Below are 20,739 nucleotides of genomic sequence, written 5' to 3'. Positions count from 1 at the left end.
CAGCCTCCTTTACGTACTTTTGTCTGATTACTTTTTAGTCGAACGCGCTTGCGCATCCTGCAGTTTTTTAGCTACATCCTCCGGCTTACCGCCCATCATAAGCTCTTGAAGACCGTTGTTGATCACTTCGCCTGCTTCAGCAGATAAATAGGCGTCATATACCGGCGTAATTTCAGAATTCACAGCCAATTCATAAGCTTTGAAGTAAAGCGGGCTTACTTTCGACTTATCCAGTTCTACTTTGTACATAACCATTGAGTTGCTTTCTGCGATCGCCTTTTGGCCATCCGGTCCGCTTACTGCGTAGATCAGATCAAGCGCTGCCTGCTTCTGTGCGCCTTTTGTATTTTTGTTAAGCGCGAAGCCTGCGCCTGCGCCACCGGAAATCGTATTCGGTTTGCCTGCTCCACCTTCTATGCCAGGCATTGTTGTGACTTCGATAGGTGCCAACTGCTCAGGAGTTGCGGATGCTGCAAGATTCGTAAGCGACCATGCGCCGTTAATCATCATAGCTGCCTTTCCTTGAATGAAGTATTGCTCTGCTTGCGTGTTGTCGATGCTGTTTGCGCCATCTTGAAACGCTTTATTGTCAACGAGCTCTTTGTACTTGCCCAAAGCGTCAATGAACACAGGATCTGTAAAAGATGCTCCATCTTGAGCTGCAGCTTTCAAGAACCATTCCGTGCCCGTCACGCGGTCTGCCAACGAACCGATAATCGTCGATTGTGCAACCCATGGCGCTTTATTGCCGAGGGCAATCGGCGTAATGCCGTTGTCGTTGAACGTTTTAATTGCAGTCATCATCTCTTCCCAAGTAGTCGGCACTTTTACACTATGCTTCTCGAAAAGATCTTTGTTATAATACATGAACGAAGTTGCTGACATCCCGAGCGGCGCTGTGAAGATTTGTCCTTTTTCAAACTCATAGCGGTCGAATGCCCCTGCCAAGAAATTGTTTTTCCATTCTGGGTATTTATCCATCAACTCTGTAATCGGTTGAAGCTTGTCGGCATCATAGAACTCTTGGGATTGGCTGCCCGCATAAACGAAAAATACGTCTGGCATTTCATTTGCTGCAGCCACTGTGCTTAGGCGTTGACGGTAACCGTCAACCGGGATCGCTTGCGCGTCTACCTCAACCTCCGGATGCTCCTCTTTATACTTGTCGATCAGGTCTCTAACCGCTTTGGCACGAAGATCGTCTCCCGCGAAGTTATGCCATATTGAAATTTTCGTTTTTTCTTCAGAGCTTTTGTTACCTTCATTGCTCTGTTCCTTGTTTCCGCTATTGTTGCAAGCGGTTGCCAAAAGGGCAATCATTAAGATAATTGTCGTTATAAACACAAATCTCTTCTTCATTCAAATATTCCCCCTTTAGTGATAACCCTAGTATAGATAAGACAGACGTGAAGTCGTAGGGGGGAAAATTAAGCCCTTACGGGGGATATTTTCACCTTCATCGATTCATCTTGAACGATATTGCGAAGGCGTTTCGCCACTGTAACGCTTAAACAGCTGGTTAAAATGCTTCATATCCTCATATCCTACCCGCTTAGCGATCTCGCTCACCTTCGCTGGCGTTTCCTTCAACAAACGGCTAGCCCATTCCATTCTCGCTTCCGTTACATACTCAATATAGTTTTTACCTGTTTCCTGTTTAAACAGCTTGCTAAAATAGTTCGGATTCATATGTACGCATGCCGCTACCTGCGCCAAAGACAAGCTGTCTGCAAGATGCTCGCGGATATAGGCTACAGTTCGGTCAATGGCTTCATTCCGGCTGCCATTTAATCGTTCATACTGCGCATGGATTGCAAGCAGCATCTGCTGCAAAGTTTCTTCTGGATTCGCAGTAAGCAGCTTTATGTCCAGCTGTTCAATCTGTGGAAGCTTTGGCATCGTTTGACCAACGGATGCTGCTGCACGCTCTAGCCAGCGGTACCCCCCAACAATCAAGGAATGCAAATACGCTTGAACGGAACAAGGCGTCGCTTCCGCATCCTGTCTAATGCTCTCCAGTTCACCTTTAATCCACTGCTGTACGACTTCTCGGCTCCCGCTTCTCAGAACGGCGGTTAGCTTACTCTCCACTTCTTCCGTACAAACGGTCCGCATTCCTTTCCGGTCTTTAATATCCTCATAGGCCAGCATTCTTGCTTCCTCTGCCAACCAGCGGTACGAGGCGGTATGTTCGGCGGTGCGAAGTGACTCCTTAAGTTCTGCCAAATTGCTGGCCCATACACCGCATGCTGCAAAAAAAGGCTGGCTATAAACGCGCTCCGCCCGCTCCATCGACGCCTTAACCAATCGCTTCGCGCCCGGCTGCCCCCTGCGGAAAATAAGCAGCCATCCATAGTCCCAATCCAGAATGACGCAGCCAAGTGAATCTCTAATCATCGCAGCCGCTTCATTCATTTCCTCTTCCTTCTCCTCCTTCATGGTCAGCGGAGACGCAGATGTCACTAGCCATAGCTCTAGCTTCTCCATATCCGATCCGAGCCTCAGCTCAGGATAATAGATCAACAGTTCCTCACTCTCACGCTCCGTCAGGAGGTTGTCCCCGCGAAGAAAGCGATCTAGCTGCTTCCAGCGGAACGCCGTTTGATGGATGGCGCCTTGATGATCAGCCTCCCGTTTGCTGACGATACGTTGCTTCACGCGCATAACCGCAGTCATAATATCGCCAGGACGGCTATTTTTAAGCAAATAATCACTTATTCCTTCCCGCATCGCTTGCTGTGCATATGCGAAATCATCGAATCCAGACAATATAACAATTTCAATGTAAGGAAAATTCCGCTTAACCTCGCGAGACAATTCCAATCCCGTCATTCCCGTCATCCGAATATCGGTTAGAATGATGTCAGGACACTCTATCGGAATGCGCATCAGCGCTTCCTCTGCGGAAGCAGCCGGCGCGAGCAGCTCAATGCCATTCTCTTCCCATTTAATAACCGTGCTAAGGCCGGTCCTAATAATGACTTCGTCATCTACAATTAACAGCTTCATGTGCACATTCTCCTTCCTTCCCACAAAGGTTGCAGCCTATTTGATTTCTGATTGGAGCGGTATAATCGTAAAACTAACTTTAGTGCCGCTTCCTTCTACGCTTTCGATCCGCAAACCGGCTTCATGCCCATAATGAAGCTGCAGCCGATTATGCACGTTGCGCAATCCGTAGCTGCTGCCTGCCGAGTCATTATTCTTCAGCGGATCAATGCCCAAGTTTGCGCTTACCTTCTCCCTCAGCAGCTCCAATCTTTCCCTGCTCATGCCGACACCGTCATCCTGAACGATAAAGGTTATTCGCTCTCCCGCTGACATTGCTTTAACGATAATGCTTCCTTTACCCTCTCTTTTCAGAATGCCATGAATCATCGCGTTTTCAATTAGCGGCTGGAGCAGCAGCTTCAGCATTCTCAGATCGAGCAGCTCCGCCGGAATATTCGCCTCGTAATCAAATTTATCCGGATATCGAATGGACTGGATTTTCACATAATGATCTACATGCAAAATTTCTTGGCTGATTGCACAATATTCCTGTCCTTTATTTAAGCTGAACCGAAGAAAATCACTCAATGAGCCGACCATATCCGCGATTTTTTCGTCTCCCTTCATTAGCGCCATCCAGTGGACTGACGATAACGTATTATATAGAAAATGCGGATTGATCTGCGCTTGAAGTGCCGACATATCCGCTTCCTTCTTCAACGCTTCGTTTTGCTTCACCTCATCGGTTAAATTAATAATTCGCGAGCTCATCCGATTATAGCTAATAATCAGCTGTCCAACCTCATCGATCGATGTGACGGGCAACGTCGGCAGCGGCTCGTCCGGGCTGGAATTTCTAAGAAAATTCGTTAATGCAGACAACGGTTTCGTCACCTTTTGAATAAGTACAAGTACAAAAGCGATGACAAAAAGCATGGAAATGCTGACTGCAATTGCAGTTAACGTTAAAAAATACTGGTTCTGCGCTCTGTAAGCTTTTGCCGGAATGATGCCTACGAGCCTCCAGTTAACATTCGGCATCTGATAGTACAATACGGTACTCCGCTCCTCCGCTTCTCCGTAATCGAACGAACCCGACTTACTCTTGAAATCAACTATTCCGGGAAAATAATCGTTCAAGTTCTTGTTAGTCGAATACCCTTCCGGCCCAGCCAATATCCGATTTTGTTCGTCCAACAGCAGGGCGACGCCTTCACCCTCTAGTCCAGCTTGCTTTAAATGGCTAGAGATAACCGATTGCGTCAAGCTAATTTTAAGCATGCCGATATCGTAATATTTTGATGTGCTGCGAATCGGCCGCGACATCGTAATGACATCCTCTTTGCCGTCCGATGTAACGAAGTGATGTACCGGAGACCACCATTTAGGATATTTCTCATAATAACTGGGATATTCGCTCTGAATATCGGCCCATTCTGATTCGAGGACGGATCTGAAGGAAACCGACGGCTTATTATCTTCATTCGATTCGATCATGACATTGGCGATATATGGTTTGGAAATCGATAATGTTGTAAGTAAATTAACGATCGAGGTTTGCTTTAGCAAATCGTGTTCCGGTGTTTTCAAATAGCTTTGGACATCAGGGTGGCCGATGAGGAATAGAGATAGATTCTCAACATCGCTCACCATATTTTCCAAATAGGCCCCAATTTGCCTAAGCGTGTTCATGCCTGAACTTTTCGCTTTCTCTTCCGTTAAGCTTTTAGCAATATAATAGGAGAACAGTCCCAGAGACAACACCGGTACCAATACCGAAATAATAATCAACAAGCTCAGCTTCTGCTTTAACGATTTACCCAACCAGTTTTCCATCTTATCCTCCGTTCAGATTACCTTTATGCTCTGTTGCTAAATTGTAGCTTTCAAGACTTCCAGAAAACATGTTTGCGCTTTCATATTAACCTAAGTCGCTCGTCCCGACTAGAGTCTATTGTTGACTTGATGAAGCATTGCCTGGTCTTGAGGTTGTCGATGTACCGGGAGAGAGCACCGGATCTTACCTCAGCACAAAAAAAATAGACCGCCCTCTCGCAAAGGAATACGGTCTATTTCCTGTTTGATCCTTCGAAAAGCGCCTATTGCACCGGCAGTCGTGTTTCCACACGGCTCGCTTGCATTGCACATTTTTTCTCTCCAAACTATTCCATGAAAGAAACCTAATAAAAAGCCACTCCACTCTCCACACAACAAAAAAAAACGGCATTTCTGCCGTTTCTTTAGGATGGGCTCTCAGGGGCTCGAACCCTGGACAAATAGATTAAGAATCTACTGCTCTACCAACTGAGCTAAGAGTCCATATGATGTTTGGTGGAGCCAAGGGAGATCGAATCCCTGGCCTCATCGCTGCCAGCGATGCGCTCTCCCGCCGTTGTTGGTTTCACTACCAAAGACACCCCGAGGCAATCAAAAATTTTCCAAAAAAAACTACTTGCAATCCATTCTATGGATTTCGTCGGGACGACGTTATCCGGCTATACGCCGCATGGCCCTCGGTCCGAAGGCACCGACCTGGAGCTCGTCCGGTGGAAGAGCGAAGCGCTGTGCGTTACCGTTCGTCGCGGAAGGCGCATCAGGACACCCGAGGAAGCGGCGTCGGCCATGCGCGCCGGGGCGGCTTACGTGGGGGGTCGGAGGCGCCATCACGCGCCCGCAGTTCATCGCGGAAGCGCGGGACGGCTTACCGGCTTCATCCGTCCATTCAGGAAGTTTTATTCTGTATCGTCGAAAAAGCACATTCCGGTCGCGTTGCCGCACTAATCGGAATGTGCTTTAATCAATTGTTTCCGCGTCTACTCCTGCTGCTGCCCCTCGATTAATTGAAGAACGCGATACAAGAACGTCGCCGCTTCCGCTCTGCTGGTCGTACTCTTCGGCTTCATATAGCCGCCCGAGCCCGTAACCAGCCCATGCTCGAACAGAGTTGCCACGCTGTCCGCAGCATATGGCGCAATCTGGCTCGCATCACGGAAGCCCTCAAGTGTTGAACCGGATGCGGACGGCTTGATTGCCCCCGTCGTTTGAAGCGCTCGGGTTAGCATAACCATAGCGTCCTGGCGGCTGATTGAGTCACGAGGAGCAAAGTTAACTTCGTTCACTCCCGAAACGATTCCCAATTGCTTGACGATGGACACCGCATCGTAGTAATAATCATTCGGTTTCACATCGGTGAACGTCGAGGTAATCTCGGCGCGCAGGTCAAGCATGTTCACCAGCATAAGGATAAAATCAGCTCGCGTTACTTGATTTGCGGGGCTGAAAGTGCCATTTTCGATCGAAGTGCCTTTGACGATGCCTCTTTCGGCCAGCTTCTCTATTGCCTCGCGCGCCCATTCATACTTGCCAAGGTCAGTGAACGCAACTGGTTTCTTGCCGCCGACAGCATAGACGCCGACTTGGTCGATGGAGAATCGCAGTACGCCCTTGTCTTTGTCATAAGACGTGCCATCAATTACTGCCGCGCTGTCGCCCGTCAGCTCGAAAGCTTGCAGATCAGCAGCTTGCTCGCCCGCTTGAAGCGAATACGGAATCGCAATGGAAATCGGTGCCTTCGCATTATTCCAAGACAGAGCTTCACCGTCCAGTTGCAATGCAACTTCAACGATTGGTCTGTTGCCGATCCGGCCAGCCGCTTCGTTGCCGCGATACTCGCCTGCATGGTCGCTTACGATAACGAGCAGCTTTCCGGCATTCTCCTTGACTCCAGCCAGCATGTCGCCAGTCAATGCAAGCTGGGCATACGGCGTGGAGATATGCAGAATCAGATTAGACTGGTTCGTCAGATTAGCTGCGGGAAGCTCCAAAGCATAGCTGACAGCCGCGTTCGACAGCTTCAATTCAAGACGAATATGCTTGTTGCCGTTGCTGTCGGCTGTTGCCTTGAGAATCGCGGCATTCAGATCTGCTACTCCGACCGAAGCCACAGCCTGATTGCCTTTCAATGTCGGGACAAGCACGGCTTTGACTGAATCGTACGTTTGCAACGTATACGGATCTTGCGCCGAACCGCCTCCAATGCTGCCCCCATTGCCTCCGCCAGTGGAAGGCGGCTTGCGATATTCGAAGGCGGCCTGCGCTGGAGTCGTCATGTCATCCGTTTCAAGCTCGACCGTATACAGTCCTTGCTCTTCTCCGGTCAACGTAAAGGCGATGCGGAAGCTTCCGTCATCCTCAGTGCCCGTCTGGCCGGTATATTGAATGTTGCCTTTTGGGTCAAGCACTTTGACATACAAATGTTCTTTCTTGCCGTTCATGACTAACCCATTGATCGTAACTTTCTTCGTGGAGGCGTCCACGGCGGCTTGTATGCCGTCCAATGTCTTCAGCTCTTGCCGCTGGGAAAGATTGTACACGCCGAATTCATAGAAGGAATAACCGTAGAACGTAGCCCGATTCAGTCCCTCAAACTTGATGTATCTCGCCGTCGTTGCCGGGAATACCAGCGTATTCTTGCCGTCGGACGCTTTAACCACGCCATTGTTGCCGACTTTCAAGGGCTCCCACGTCTGCTTATCATCCGAGACGCTCAGACGGTATTGGTCCGCGCGCGCATATTCCCAATCGATGCGGACCGTATCGAAGGTTTGCTTGCTGTCCAGATCGATCTGGAACCAAGCCGTATCGCGCACTTGGCTCGCCCAGCGCGTACCCGGTGCGCCATCCAGAGCCTTAGAAGGCTCTAGACCTGCGGCTTCCGTCGAGGATGCCTCTGCTTCTTTGTCTTGTGCGATGCTGCCAATCTCATAATACACGCCTTCCTTCAGGGCCGTATAAGCGCCTTCCGTTACAAATTCAAGGCCTTTAGCCCCATCCAGCTTCGCATTGAATGCCAGCAAATAGCCTATGGCTTCCTCAGGATCGCTCTCTTGCGTACGCTCCATCATAATCAGAGCGTTCCACATAGCGCGTACCGTATCGGCATTGCTAAGCTGCTTGTTGTCTGCGTATTTATCAACAAGAGCCAATAGACCTTCAGCGCCCAAACGAGCTTCTATTACGAACTTAACCGTCTTGGATTTGGCAGCCGCCACCGTCAGCTCCAACACATGCTTGCCCGGCTTGCCCGTCAGATCTACTATAGTTCCTTGCGTATAAGGTTTGCCGTCATACTTGGCCGTTACTTTGACGATACCGCTGTCATCATCTCCCGGAATGGCCCAGGTGAAGGCGGCCTGTGTCGTATCAGGCACAATCGTATGCTCCGAGATCGGCTCCCCGTTCATGAGCGCTACAACATCAGGCGCAGCGGCGTCTTGCTTCTGATAAGTGCCCTTCACGAATTGGTACAGCCAATCGTAGAGGACGCGGATAGCAGGATCCTCGCTTTTCGCCGCGCTGAAAATGGCGTTGTTGCCTTGATAATACGCTCTATACCCTTGCTGCATTAGCCCTGTATCCACGCCGCTGTTCAAGTAATCAATGAACCGCTCGCGGAAGACGGCGTCATTGATCATCCGGTCATCGAACTCCAGCTCCAGCGACATGCCGTACCGTTTCGCCATATCCGCTGTATCTTCCAGACGCGAGAACTCCATTTTCTCGAAGAAATAGTTCGGCTGCAGAGATACGGCATCGATGCCGACATCCTTCCACATGAATTTCTTATAAGCCAAAGAATGAGGGATCCAGAACATCTTCAGGTCAGCGTTATGAACGATGTCGCTCGCTTTCTTGACCATCTCCGGGCCAGTCGAATGCGTGCTTATTTGTTCCTCCAGCCAATACATGCCGACGAGCTCCAGATTCGAGTAGCCCGCAGCCGCCCATCTTGCTTGCACTTCATCGGTCCACCACTGAATCGCTTTGGCCCGGTTGTTCAGCGATGCGGCATTACCGACCACACTTAGGTTGAAGTCCAGATTTTCATCGTTAATGCTGCCAAAATCGGACTGATATTCGCCCGGATCGGGTATCATCATAACAACCTTCGTCTTACGGTCAGGCTCGCCAAGCTTCGCGCCTACCTCGGCCGTCGCCTCGTTCAGCGCGCTCATATCGCCGCCGGCGTTAAACGTTTTATTCAAATACCATTCCCATTCCACTCTTCTGGCTTTGCCGGCCGCTTCAACCGCTCCGAAGCCTCTGCCGTTTTCCGACGTCAAACCCAGATACAGCACGCCGTCGAACAGCCAATCGACAGGCTCTCCCTGCTTGTTCACATAGCTGATATTAGGGATAACCCGTTCCTTCGTCCAGGTTCCTGTACCATCCGGGTAATGCCCGTTATACAGCAAGCCCAAATTTTCAATCCCGCCAGTAGCCTCCCCAGGTTGCTGGAGACCATAAGGTTCGGGCTGCACTGGCTGGGCTCCGTCGATCAAGCCGTCCGCACCGGTTATCGTCACCTCGTCGATCATAGTCCACGCCCTCGGATGCAAGGAGAACACCACTTTCACATACTGAGCGTAAACCAATCCTTCGGTATAATCGCCACGCTTGACGACTCCGGTCTCTGGGCTGCCGTCCCATTTATACGTCTCGGTGTTGGTCTGATCGCCCCATAACAATTTAGTCGCATTATGAGACAATACGCCCCAGTTCACCCCATCGTCAGACGCGTAGAATGAAACGGTGAGCGGTACAAGCGTTTCGTTGTTCGGCCAATCTTGCAAGAAACGCGCGCTCACATCCTTGATCGTTTTTTGCTCGCCTAGATCAAACACAACCGAACGAGATTTCTTGTAGCGGTGGCCCACCCAGTTGCCGCTGTCACGGGATGTGTCTACGGCATTGCCGTCCGTCAGCTTCGTCCCGTCATCCGGGAAAGCGTCCTCCGGCTGATCCAACCATGTGTACGTTTTCCCTTGAACCAAATTATAAAAGCTGGTACTCTCTCCGCCCGGCTCCTCCGCATACACGGAGGATATCAACGAGAACAGCATGACCGGGACAAGCAGCAAAGCAGTCAAACTTCGTCTAGTTTTCACTTAAGCTCACGCTCTCTTTCTATACATAATTAGTTCTGCTCCTGCGCTTGCAATTCTGCAAGCGCATCGAGCATGTTCAGAATGACGACCACAGCTTCAGCACGCGTCGCCGAGGCGGCCGGGGCAAACCGGTTGTCCCCCCGACCGTTCATTACTCCCGCCTCCTGGGCTACTGCCACATACGGCTTCGCCCAATCCGGGATTTGATCCGCGTCCGCATAAGAGAGCTCATGCCCTTCCGAAGTCTTCAGGCCCAAGCTGCGAACAATCATCGCTGCCAGTTCTGCTCGGCTAATCGAAGCCTTCGGACGGAAGGTCCCATCCGCATAGCCATTGATCAGGCCGGATTCCAAGGCTTGCGCAATATAAGGTTTCGCCCAAGCTTGAATTGAGCTTGCGTCCGCGAAGTCCAGCGAACTGTTCGTACCTTGCAGCTTCAACGCTTTGACCAACATGACGACGAATTCGTCCCTGCTGACCGTCTTATTCGGCTTGAACGTCTCGTCGGTATAGCCCGCTACGAATCCAAGCTCGACGGCCCGTTTGATGGACGCTTTTGCCCAATGGCTCGCAATATCGTTCAGTCGAACCGTTGTCGATCCGCCAGACTCCCCGCCATTGCCGTTGCCGTTCTCATTGCCATTGCCTGGATCTCCGCCTCCCGGATTCGAACTGCCGTTTTGGCCTTCTTCCGGATCTGGAGTTATTGGAGTCGGAACCCATCCTCCGCCACCAGAGCTAGGTAACGCTTTGATTTTGATCTTGAACGTTTTTTTCGCGGATGCATCTCCCTTGCTGATCGTCGCGGTCAGCACGACCTCCATGTCGCTGCCTGACGGACGTTGCAACAATTGTCCGTTGGCATTCAGATAGTCGGGCTTCGAGCTGCTCCAGACGATACGCGTGCCGAGCTGTCCTTTCTGCGGTAGATAGAGATTCGCGGCAATGCTTTCATTCACATTAAGCTCGATCAGACCCATTACGTCTTCGATCGTTAGACGATCGCGCGCAATGCTCAGCCCGGCATACGCCTGCTCGGCCTCAGGACGAGTCAGCTGGGCGGTTTGAATCGCCGCAGTCGCTTGTACCATCGCCTGTTGAAGCTGTGCCCAGCCTTCAGGAGAGTAATTGTCCTCCACGAGCTTGTAGGCCTCGATAGCCGTCAACAGGTCGATAATCGGCCGTATATTGCCGAGCTTATATTCCTCGCCGTACACTTCAAATTCCTCAAAGGAATAGCCGAACATGGTAGCTCTGGACACGCCTTCGAACTTCACGTATCTGGCCGGCGTGCTTTGGAAGGTAGTCACGACGCGTCCCGGCTTGCCGTTAATCTCGCCGTTGTTGTCTTTCACGACATTCGTCCAGTTCTCCTTGTCCTCGGACACGAGAATGCGGTACTTCGAACCGTAAGCCGTTTGCCACAAAATAGATACAGCATCAATGTTCTTCACTTCACCCAGATCCACCATGAACCAGGTATCGTCCACCCAATTGCTGGACCATCTGGTGTCCCCTCTGCCGTCCACCGCTTTGTCCGCCGTGTAGGACGAGGATTCCGGCAGCGAGGATTCGGCTTGCTTATGCAAAGCCAGATTTCCATGCAGGTCCACGTAGATGTTCCTTACGATGAGTTCGTCAATCAAGCCTTTAAAAGCATTCGTTTCACTGCCTATTTTGGCTACTGGCAATACGAACGTTTCCAACTTGGAGCCGTCTTTTAGAGTAGCCGTATACTCACTGCCGTTAATGAAGATGGAGGTCCCCGTGTCGTCGCCGATCATAATGACATGGGTCCAGCGGTCGGTCGGCAGCTTATAATTGAATTCGCTGACGTAGTTTTCTTTCGTGATGGCCAGTTTGCCGCTGCCCCCGATGTTATATTTCAGCTGTCCATCCGGAGATTCCAGCAGCACAGCTCCTTGCGGGTTGTCAGCGTCCGGTTTGATCCACATGGACATCGTCCATCCGAAACCGAGCGTGCGAAGCGGCGTTTCCACGTAGCTGGCTCCGCCTTTGAGCCTTACTGCTTGCCCGAAGATTCCCTTCTCCGTGCCTGCATTCACCGCGTTGCCGTCAAAGCCGTTGCCCGAACGATCCGCGAAGCCCTCGTCGAAAGTATAATCGAGAACGATATTGCGCTCATTGTCGACTTGAAGCTTGTGCGACTGATGAACACCCGGCGGGTCCACGTACTTTGCGGCATCCGCCTGGAAGCTTGCAAAGTTCCGGTCGACGCGGTTGCCTCTCCACAGCTTCTCCGCCAACACTTGCATGGAAGGCAAGATACGCTGATGCGAGTCCGCCATGGAGACGCCCTTCTCTACAGACACGTCGTTCCAGAGCGCGAACATGCCGCCTTTTACTTGCGGGTGCCCATAAGGAAGCTTCGTCTCCAGCCAATCGTTAGGCTCCCACTCATTGTAAATAAAATCGTAATTCAAATAGCTGCGGTACAGTTGCGGAACGATATAGAGCAAGTTCGTGTTGGTATTGACAACGTCGTAGCCAAGCTTAATGGCCTGCAAGACACTTCCGTACGGCTCATACCAGATGTCCATCGTCGCATTGTTGCTGACTGGCGTCGTGCCGTCATATGCGGACAGACTGCCCCACAGACGAGCGCGCTTGCCTTTGCTGTTAATGTGGTTAAGGAGCATATCCGCGTACCTGCGGAACGCCTCCTTGTCGTCGCCGAAATATTCATCCGTGCCGACGTGCACGTCCGGGCCGACGAAGGTCGGATTGCTGCCGTCGAGATACTCGTCAAAGAGTTCTTTAATGAAGTCGAGCGTCTCCGGACGATTGATATCCAGCTGATTGTTGCTGCCCAACCTAGGGTCGTAAGCGATGAACGCGCCGGAATGGCCCGGTGTATCGATTTCCGGCACGACGTTTACGCCGTATTCCATCCCAAGCAGCTGCAGGTCTCTGAATTGCTGCTTCGTATAGAAGCCGTCCTTGCTCGTCACTCCCGGGAATTTCTCGCTCTCCAGACGGAAGTAACCGACATCGCCGACATCATCGTTCAGATGAATCTGGAACCGGTTCATCTTATAGTAGGACATCAACTTCACATAATCCCGCAAAAATTCGATCGTATAAAACTTGCGGCCCACATCGAGCATGAAGCCTCGATCCGCGTATTTCGGATAATCGCGCGTTTGCCCCTTGGGCATCGTCTTATGATCGGCATCGTGGCCGAGCAGTTGAAGGATCGTTTTTGTGCCGAACATGACGCCCGTCTGATCGGAGCCAGCGACGGAAGTATATTCGCCGATATTCAGCTCATAGCCCTCTGTCCCCAATCCCATTTGCGCGGCATCCAGCACCAAATAGATGTCCCCCTCTTGAGGTGAACCAACCGTAACCGTCAGCGGAAGCTTCGTTAAATCAAGCAAGTCCTTCCGCAAAATATTGGCCGTCCCCTGCAGAGCCGCTTCATCCTCCGCGCGAATGACGATATTGGATTTATCCGTCAAGCGGAACTCGCCGGTTGTGCCCAGCCACTCACGCAAAGAAGGAATGACTCGCGGCTCCGGGTTCCGATCGCTCGTCTGCTCGTAGAGACCGGGTACGGTGACTAACGCATTATCCGCTAACAGATATGTCGGATCGCTGTCGCTCTCGATTTGCAGCAGCAGCTGAACCTGAGTATCCACAAGCGGCGCATGAATATTGCCCTGCTCGTCGATCACCGGCAAGCTGTCCGTGTTCACCAGCGTCAGCGTATAACCATCCGGTACAGTGGGCAGGTTCAGCTGAGTGTCTCCCTCGGAGACGACGATGCTGTTTTTGACCGCATCCATCATAGGCGGCAACAGCGGTTTGCCCTTGTATACCTCGAATTCCCAGAAGGAGTATCCGTAATAGATATCCTCAATTGGACGTCGCGTTACTCCTTGGAACTTAACGTATTGCGCCAGTGTCGGCTCAAAATCGATCGTATCCTCGACTGGTCCGCGGGCGACGAGCACGCGGTTGTCCGCGAATACGTTCCTCCAGGTTACCGCATCGTCAGACACAAGAACTTGATATTGTTCCGCCGGAGTCTGCCAGTTGATGATTACTCTTCCAATTTCTACAGGCTCGCCTAGATCAACGTAGAACCACTGGTCATCCGTTCTTTCCGAAGACCATCGGCTTGCATCCCGATTGCCACCGTCGACCGCTTTCTCAGGCCCGAAAAAGTCTACTTCGTTCGACGACGAATAAGCCGTCTTTCCTAAAGCCAGATTACCTGTTGCGGCGTCGGACTTCTCCGATGAAACGGCAACTAAAATGAAAGCGGTAACAAAAAACACTAAAAAAATATTCCTATACCGTAAACGCACTACGATCCCCCCCGTTGTTTATTAGCTCGAAATTTACTCCAGCTTACCGCATGACCCTCCATGCTCAACTGCTGCAGCAATTTTATTATAAGTAGGGGCATTCGTTTCATCGATATACTTATCTTTACAATACATATACAAATGTGGACATTCGGCCTTCTATAGTGAATCAAGCATGCCAACATTTCTGTCATATCTCATGCTAATTAATAGTACAAAATCGTGATCCTTTCGAAGAGTAGTGAAAAAGAAAAAAGCCATTTCAGTAGAATTGGCTTTTCTTCATGTTATGGAAATAGAGCCTAGGGGGATACGCTACGCCCTGCACATTCTCCGTCTACCCGTCACGGGAGTCTAAAACGACTAGACCCATGAACAAATCTTGGCATTTGATGTGGAATTAAGGGGAATCGTCCTAGGCTTTAAGCCCTATTCTCGAGGGGGAGTATATCCGTTGCCCTATTCAGGACCCGCCGATCTTATAGGATAATATAGAAAATGTATCCACTTGAATAGGGATGGGAGTGATTCCTCTTGTTACAATTAAACAGCGAACTGTGGGGCAAGCTAACCGGTCCTTACGAGTCGGGCGAAATGGTACCTGAACTGTTGGAGCGTCTGATGCTTGATTTCGATAAAGAAGTTTTCGACGAGCTATTCCAGGAGCACTTATATCACCAAAATACGATCTATACCGTCACTTACGCGGCAGTACCTTATCTGGCCAAACTTGCTCTCGCATCAAAAAATATGGAAGTGCGCCATGAAATCTACATCACTTGCGGGATTATCGAGTCGTGTCATGACAAAACAAGATCTGAGCCGTATCCCTCGGATTGGAACGAACTCGCTGCTGAAGCGGGAAACGAGGTTTGCGCGGAGATGTACCAATCTTACTTAAAAGCGATAGCGGAGCTTGCTTCGCTTGTTGCAGAGATGTTGGCCTACGCCAAACAAGAAATAAGCAACGATACCGAAAAAAGATATGTTCTCATTGCCGACGCGGCTTATCGGGAATCCCAGAGCGTGGCAAACATGCTTCTGAATTTTACGGCTGGCGACGAATATGTGGCCGTTTGCGGAGTATGTAATCAAGAGGCTTACTTGTGGCCGAGCGGAGAAGGCGGTCGTATACAAGCATTCGCGGAAGATCCGGTATTCGAACCCCTTCAGGCAGCACATGAGGTTACTCCCGTTGAGGCATTCGTTGAAGCGGAACATCAAATACTGGCGGAGCGAGCCGATCAGCTGGGCGATTCCTCTTTTTTGAACCAATTGCCGTATTTGGCCGGGGAAATGAATTGTCCTTCATGCGGCGCCAGAATGCAGGTTTGGCCTAGTTTGCTTTCGACTTTTGGAGGGTAATAAACAGGAACTGGATATCGCATCCATTTCTATGTTTGGGGGGAATGACTTATCAGTGTTTCTATTTATTACACATGCACGAGGGAATACGTCCTAACAGAAAGCGAACAACAAGCAATCACAGCCATTGTCCAACGTTATGATCAGGATTTTGAAGGGAAAGACCGGGCGGAGTCTTTCACAGTGTACAAATTCGATTCGTCCAGATCAACGGAGATCTTCGCTGGCGCTACCAAGCTGTCCATGACGGATCAGATTGAAGATTTGCTGAACGATTTATTTCATTGGTTGAAATGTTTGACCGAGATACGTAGAAAAGTAGACGGTGGGGAATGGCATGTTCACCTGGATGATATCGATGCCGTGTGGGATGATGAATTAGGCTGGAAAATGCCTGAAAACTGATTTCCATAATGAATGCCATGCACTTGGTTGCCAGCCTTCAAATCATAATCATTACCTTTTAGACTACTTACACTTGAAGTCGCTAAAAACGAGCTAATGTTCAATTTTAACGTCAGTTCTACTGAATCTCGGTAAACCCTAACACACTCAATGATCGTACTAAGCATCATTTTCTTTTTAGCAGTAGAAGCTTTCTTAAATACCTCGCGCCAAACAGGAATATAGGTCTGGAGAGCCTGCATTTCAACTTGTTCTACCTTTTTAGCATTGAGCTTCTAAATTACCTCAAAAAGAAATAGACCGCCCTAGTCCAAAGGATGCGGTCTATTTCTGCCCGTAAAACCTGAAAGCCGCCGCCCTTAAAAGCGGCTATTGCACTGGGAGCCGTGTTTCCGCACGGCACTCTTTGCATTGTAAGATTTATCTACCCAAACTATACCACGATCAAAACCAAATAAAAAGTCACTCCGCTTCCTGAACAACAAAAAAGAAACGGCATTTCTGCCGTTTCTTTAGGATGGACTCTCAGGGGCTCGAACCCTGGACAAATAGATTAAGAGTCTACTGCTCTACCAACTGAGCTAAGAGTCCATATGAAGTTTGGTGGAGCCAAGGGGGATCGAACCCCTGACCTCATCGCTGCCAGCGATGCGCTCTCCCAGCTGAGCTATGGCCCCAAACGTAATTTTCAGATGTATGTAATCACACATTCTAAAATTTAGTTCGGTGTATTTAAGTCATTTTGACAAATCCAAGCGCCGTAGGCGACTCCTATATAATATAAAAAATCGCCTTCGCTGTCAACACTTTTTTTAGTCATTAGACTAGCCACAACTCTACAATCTGTCCAGATCTCCGGTGCTCTTAGATAACAGACCCTTCAGTTCCTTCATAAACATGTTAATATCCTTGAACTGGCGGTATACGGATGCAAAGCGAACATAGGCGACTTCATCTACTGGATAGAGCTGCTCCATAACCAATTCACCGATCTGTTGGCTCTCCACCTCAGCTACGGCGATACCGCGTAGGGATTTCTCTACCTCAGAGACGATCTTCTCTAGACGTTCTACAGAGACGGGGCGTTTCTCGCAAGCACGGATAAGACCACGCAGTATTTTATCACGGCTGAACTCCTCGCGGCTGCCGTCTTTTTTGATCACGATTAACGGTGTTTCCTCGATCATTTCAAAGGTTGTAAACCGTTTGCTGCAACGCTCACATTCACGCCTGCGGCGGATGGACTTATTCTCATTCGCTGGTCGCGAGTCGAGCACTTTAGTATTTGTGTGATCGCAGTAAGGGCATTTCATAAGCTTCATCACTTCCTATTACATAATGTTTTTAGTCCCGGTATGTTAAACATCCGGCTTTTAAAGGGCTATTTCATTTTTTCCAGAAATCACCGTTTTTTTATTGTAATGATTATGGCAAGTCCGGCACATAATACAGTTACCAACAGAGGAGGTGAACAGCAATGAGCCAAAACAACAGCTCCAATAACCTTGTAGCTCCAAATTCCCGTGGTGCTTTGGAACAACTTAAATATGAAGTTGCCCAAGAACTCGGAATCACGCTTTCCCCAGATGGTTACCAAGGCAATAAAACTTCTTATGAAAATGGTTCGATCGGTGGTTACATCACTAAACGTCTTGTAACCCTGGCAGAACAACAATTGGCAGGTCAATACAAATAACCTGTCCACATAAGCTTACTGAAGAAGTATTAAACGATCGCAAGATCGTTTAATGCTTCTTTTTATACATAACACGGTTTTAGAATTCGTTGTAAATATCCGTGTACTGATCATAGTAATAGTTGACGCGCTGTACATAATGGCGGGTTTCACCAAACGGAATATCCTTAATCGTAGCATCCGTTCCATCCCAGATCCCCTCATCCAGCCATTTTTGAACTTTACCCGGTCCAGCATTATATGCAGCGATAACCGCTGTAGGTTTACCTTCGAATTGACGGGATAATGTTGAAAGATACCAGGTACCTAATTCAATATTTGCTGATGGTTCATGCTTTAGCTCCTCCATAGAAACATCAGGAAGCTTGGCCTTTTCAAGGGCCCATTTGGCGGTATCCGGCATAAGCTGCATTAAACCTATAGCACCTTTTCTGGATTCTCGTCCAGTTTTGAAGTTCGTTTCCACTCGGATAATCGAAGCCACTAGAAATGGGTCAATATCGTACGTAACGCTGTGCTTACGGATCTCATCTTTATAATGGATCGGATAAAACCAGGACATCCAGTTCGTACTCAGAAACAATATCGCAGTAAAACCAATGAATAACAGAAGAAGGACTCTTTTTTTACGTAACCATTTCATGATAAGCCCAGCCTGTCCCAAAGAACAGCAACCTGTTGCTCAGTGTGCGCAAGTTCGCCACTGTTGTCAATGATATAGTCCGCTTTGTTACGCTTCGCTTCAATATCCATCTGTGCATTTAAGCGTGCTTCTGCTTGTTCTATAGAAAGTCCGTTACGTTCCATTAATCGAGCGATTTGCACTTCACGAGGCACGTAAACCACCAGTATTTCATGGAACATGTTCTCGAGTCCTGATTCGAAAAGAAGAGGGATATCCACAATTGTTAACTTCTTTGGATCTTCTTCCTCCATGCTGTTCATACGTTCTTTAATCTCCCGCCGGATTGCGGGATGCGTCAGATTGTTCAGGGCTTGCAGGGCCGCCGGGTTTTGAAATACAATGTCCCCCAGCTTGCCCCTATTCAGTGTGCCATCCGAAGAGAGGATCTCGCTTCCGAATTGTTTCACAGCCGCAGCCAGCACCTCATGACCGGGGAGCATAACTTCTCTGGCGATCACATCCGCGTCAACCAGCCTCGCTCCCTTGCTCACAAGCAGTGCGGACACCGTGCTTTTTCCGGATGCAATGCCTCCGGTTAAGCCAATAATCATGTACTCACCTCATAATAGCTTCAGTATTCCCATTGTAATTAATAATAACGCGGGTAGTGCAGCAGCATGCTTCATCCAGTAGTTCCCGGCGAATCTTAATCCAGTCTTCATGCCCAGCAATAGAAATGTACCACTAAACAGAGCAATTGTAAGTGATGTCCATATCGGATCGAACCCCAGCAATGCTGCGCCAAGTCCAGCTCCAAAAGCATCTAGAGAGAGGGCAATCCCGAGCAGCATAGCCTCCATCGAAGAAATACTCCCGGAATCATCCATATCTGCAGAAGACGGAGTACGTAAGATCTGTACAACAATCCCCAATCGTCGTAACTCAAGGGAAAAGACAGCCGACTTTGCCTGCTCAGGAGCCATGGTAACCTGTTCTACAACATCTTCAGTATCAACAGCTACCTCTGCCCGAGCTTCTGTGGATAGCACATTTTCTTCACTACCTACTTTACGCTCACCTGTCTGTTCCTTCTCTTTCTGCATTAACATCTGGACGAGCGACCAGCACCCCATTAGCACGAGTATAACAGCGCCAACCTCAGAAGCTGCATGTGGAGACACTACCTTGGCAAGCAGAACACCCACTTGCATAGATACACAGATAACTACCCCCGAACAAAGCGAGATAATCAGAATGGAGAGCAATGGTATTTTCATTTTACGCAGTCCATATGTAATACCAACGCCAAAACCATCCAAACTCAAAGCAAAAGCTAGTAATATTAGTGAAAAAAATGGGCTGAGCACCCGCAATCCCTCCTGTGAAGAACCGGAACACTGCAGAATACACTTCATTCAGCTTCCGTTCTCTATTAAGCATTCTTCACACAGTATATGGGCGGGACAAGTAGTGGGTGCCAACCTAATTACTTCTTCAGTTTTCAACCTTACGCTGACAGCTTGGACAATAATGCGTGCCGCGGCCACCTACAACCGTTTTCTCAATCATCGTTCCACAGTGGTTACACGGCTGATCTTTACGACCGTAAATCAACAGCTGCTGCTGATAAGTGCCGCTCTCACCTTGACCATTCACATATGATTTTACAGACGAACCACCAGCGTTTACCGCTTCCGTCAGCGTACTGACAATAGCGTGATGCAGCTGATCAAGTTGCTCGTCCGAAAGGTCTTTGGCGCTGACTTCAGGATGTATCCCTGCACGATGTAACGACTCATCTACATAAATATTACCTATGCCGACGATATATTCCTGATTCAGCAGCAGCGATTTAATTTTTGTGCTTTTGCCTGATACAATCTGCTTAAACCTCTCCGGCGTAAAGGATGGCTCCAGCGGCTCCTGTCCTAGCTTATTAAGAGGAGGCAGTTGGAGGTCTTCACCAATCTGAAAAAGATGCATTGTACCAAACTGACGAACATCCGTGTAACGCAGCTCAGTGCCATCGGTAAAATGGAATATCACATGCGTATGCTTGTCCAGTGGATCTTCGTTCGAAAAAAGTCCGTAACGGCCCTCCATCCGTAAATGAGATACCAGCACCAGACCGTCTAACACGATGCGCAAAAATTTCCCTCTTCGTTCAACATTAACAATGCTATGACCTGCGAGCAGGTTGGCAAAAGCCTGAATATCATCCGGCCGCTGAATAATCCGGGCCAACCGGACGGTTACACTCTCTATCTGCTTTCCATTGACTAAATCATTCAGTGTTCTCTTGACTGTCTCTACTTCCGGTAATTCCGGCATGATGTCTTCACCTCAACTACATTATAGCTGATATGCACACCTTAA

Annotated in this window: 14 protein-coding genes and 3 tRNA genes; 4 read left to right on the top strand and 13 right to left on the bottom strand. The window is 49.2% G+C overall.

The window, feature by feature from the left end; all coding sequences use genetic code 11:
* Positions 1 to 27: 27 nt before the first annotated feature.
* The 4 genes from H70737_RS09120 to H70737_RS09105 all read right to left on the bottom strand — a co-directional run bounded on the left by H70737_RS09120 (position 28) and on the right by H70737_RS09105 (position 5,310).
* Entirely contained in the window at positions 28 to 1,359 is a 1,332-nt protein-coding gene (locus H70737_RS09120; protein ID WP_042186572.1) for an extracellular solute-binding protein, read from the bottom strand.
* 105 nt (positions 1,360 to 1,464) lie between these two features.
* Positions 1,465 to 3,009 carry a response regulator transcription factor gene (locus H70737_RS31015; RefSeq protein WP_042186570.1) on the bottom strand — a complete coding sequence of 515 codons (1,545 nt, stop codon included), beginning with the start codon at positions 3,007 to 3,009 and terminating at the stop codon, positions 1,465 to 1,467.
* 36 nt (positions 3,010 to 3,045) lie between these two features.
* Positions 3,046 to 4,827 carry a sensor histidine kinase gene (locus H70737_RS09110; protein WP_042186568.1) on the bottom strand — a complete coding sequence of 594 codons (1,782 nt, stop codon included), beginning with the start codon at positions 4,825 to 4,827 and terminating at the stop codon, positions 3,046 to 3,048.
* Between the two features lie 410 nt (positions 4,828 to 5,237).
* Positions 5,238 to 5,310 (bottom strand) — tRNA-Lys (locus tag H70737_RS09105).
* 57 nt (positions 5,311 to 5,367) lie between these two features.
* Here H70737_RS09105 and H70737_RS31570 point away from each other — a divergent pair.
* Positions 5,368 to 5,772: a hypothetical protein gene (locus tag H70737_RS31570; RefSeq protein ID WP_052404218.1), complete on the top strand. Its 405-nt coding sequence runs from the start codon at positions 5,368 to 5,370 to the stop codon at positions 5,770 to 5,772.
* Between the two features lie 32 nt (positions 5,773 to 5,804).
* Here H70737_RS31570 and H70737_RS09095 read toward each other — a convergent pair whose 3' ends face one another.
* Both H70737_RS09095 and H70737_RS09090 read right to left on the bottom strand, forming a co-directional pair.
* Complete coding sequence (locus tag H70737_RS09095; RefSeq protein WP_042186567.1) at positions 5,805 to 9,938, bottom strand: DUF4855 domain-containing protein; 4,134 nt, start codon at positions 9,936 to 9,938, stop codon at positions 5,805 to 5,807.
* A 29-nt stretch (positions 9,939 to 9,967) separates the two neighbouring features.
* Complete coding sequence (locus tag H70737_RS09090) at positions 9,968 to 14,272, bottom strand: S-layer homology domain-containing protein (RefSeq protein WP_052404217.1); 4,305 nt, start codon at positions 14,270 to 14,272, stop codon at positions 9,968 to 9,970.
* A 534-nt stretch (positions 14,273 to 14,806) separates the two neighbouring features.
* Between H70737_RS09090 and H70737_RS09085 the strand changes: the two genes are divergently transcribed.
* Both H70737_RS09085 and H70737_RS31180 read left to right on the top strand, forming a co-directional pair.
* Complete coding sequence (locus tag H70737_RS09085) at positions 14,807 to 15,637, top strand: hypothetical protein (RefSeq protein ID WP_042186565.1); 831 nt, start codon at positions 14,807 to 14,809, stop codon at positions 15,635 to 15,637.
* A 183-nt stretch (positions 15,638 to 15,820) separates the two neighbouring features.
* Entirely contained in the window at positions 15,821 to 16,042 is a 222-nt protein-coding gene (locus H70737_RS31180; RefSeq protein WP_231573411.1) for a hypothetical protein, read from the top strand.
* A 518-nt stretch (positions 16,043 to 16,560) separates the two neighbouring features.
* Here the strand turns inward: H70737_RS31180 and H70737_RS09075 are convergent.
* The 3 genes from H70737_RS09075 to nrdR all read right to left on the bottom strand — a co-directional run bounded on the left by H70737_RS09075 (position 16,561) and on the right by nrdR (position 17,355).
* Positions 16,561 to 16,633: transfer RNA gene (locus tag H70737_RS09075), tRNA-Lys, on the bottom strand.
* A 10-nt stretch (positions 16,634 to 16,643) separates the two neighbouring features.
* Positions 16,644 to 16,719, bottom strand: a tRNA-Ala gene (locus H70737_RS09070).
* A 159-nt stretch (positions 16,720 to 16,878) separates the two neighbouring features.
* Positions 16,879 to 17,355: a transcriptional regulator NrdR gene (nrdR, locus tag H70737_RS09065; RefSeq protein ID WP_042126015.1), complete on the bottom strand. Its 477-nt coding sequence runs from the start codon at positions 17,353 to 17,355 to the stop codon at positions 16,879 to 16,881.
* Between the two features lie 164 nt (positions 17,356 to 17,519).
* Between nrdR and H70737_RS09060 the strand changes: the two genes are divergently transcribed.
* Positions 17,520 to 17,738, top strand: a complete 219-nt coding sequence (locus tag H70737_RS09060; RefSeq protein ID WP_042126012.1) for an alpha/beta-type small acid-soluble spore protein — start codon at positions 17,520 to 17,522, stop codon at positions 17,736 to 17,738.
* A 79-nt stretch (positions 17,739 to 17,817) separates the two neighbouring features.
* Here H70737_RS09060 and H70737_RS09055 read toward each other — a convergent pair whose 3' ends face one another.
* The 4 genes from H70737_RS09055 to mutM form a co-directional block, all read right to left on the bottom strand.
* A complete protein-coding gene (locus H70737_RS09055; protein ID WP_042186562.1) occupies positions 17,818 to 18,381 on the bottom strand; it encodes a lytic transglycosylase domain-containing protein in 564 nt (187 codons plus the stop codon).
* On the bottom strand, positions 18,378 to 18,974 hold the full coding sequence (coaE, locus tag H70737_RS09050) for a dephospho-CoA kinase (protein WP_042186560.1): 597 nt from the start codon (positions 18,972 to 18,974) through the stop codon (positions 18,378 to 18,380). Before coaE ends, H70737_RS09055 begins: the two co-directional genes overlap by 4 nt.
* A gap of 9 nt (positions 18,975 to 18,983) precedes the next feature.
* Positions 18,984 to 19,730, bottom strand: coding sequence for an MntP/YtaF family protein (locus H70737_RS09045; protein ID WP_042186553.1), 747 nt, complete (start codon positions 19,728 to 19,730; stop codon positions 18,984 to 18,986).
* Positions 19,731 to 19,857: 127 nt separating this feature from the next.
* Positions 19,858 to 20,694: a DNA-formamidopyrimidine glycosylase gene (mutM, locus tag H70737_RS09040; RefSeq protein WP_042186551.1), complete on the bottom strand. Its 837-nt coding sequence runs from the start codon at positions 20,692 to 20,694 to the stop codon at positions 19,858 to 19,860.
* Positions 20,695 to 20,739: the final 45 nt, after the last annotated feature.

Origin of the sequence: Paenibacillus sp. FSL H7-0737, from assembly GCF_000758545.1 — a bacterium.
In the GTDB taxonomy this organism is placed as follows: Bacteria; Bacillota; Bacilli; order Paenibacillales; family Paenibacillaceae; genus Paenibacillus_AQ.
Note: the sequence above shows the minus strand (reverse complement) of the source record. Positions and strands in the feature narration are given on the sequence as shown.

Excerpts from the sequence above, each read along its gene's own strand:
- H70737_RS09120 (WP_042186572.1), bottom strand. The coding sequence starts at position 1,359 with ATGAAGAAGAGATTTGTGTTTATAACGACAATTATCTTAATGATTGCC.
- H70737_RS31015 (WP_042186570.1), bottom strand. The coding sequence starts at position 3,009 with ATGAAGCTGTTAATTGTAGATGACGAAGTCATTATTAGGACCGGCCTT.
- H70737_RS09110 (WP_042186568.1), bottom strand. The coding sequence starts at position 4,827 with ATGGAAAACTGGTTGGGTAAATCGTTAAAGCAGAAGCTGAGCTTGTTG.
- H70737_RS31570 (WP_052404218.1), top strand. The coding sequence starts at position 5,368 with ATGCGCTCTCCCGCCGTTGTTGGTTTCACTACCAAAGACACCCCGAGG.
- nrdR (WP_042126015.1), bottom strand. The coding sequence starts at position 17,355 with ATGAAATGCCCTTACTGCGATCACACAAATACTAAAGTGCTCGACTCG.
- H70737_RS09060 (WP_042126012.1), top strand. The coding sequence starts at position 17,520 with ATGAGCCAAAACAACAGCTCCAATAACCTTGTAGCTCCAAATTCCCGT.
- H70737_RS09055 (WP_042186562.1), bottom strand. The coding sequence starts at position 18,381 with ATGAAATGGTTACGTAAAAAAAGAGTCCTTCTTCTGTTATTCATTGGT.
- coaE (WP_042186560.1), bottom strand. The coding sequence starts at position 18,974 with ATGATTATTGGCTTAACCGGAGGCATTGCATCCGGAAAAAGCACGGTG.
- mutM (WP_042186551.1), bottom strand. The coding sequence starts at position 20,694 with ATGCCGGAATTACCGGAAGTAGAGACAGTCAAGAGAACACTGAATGAT.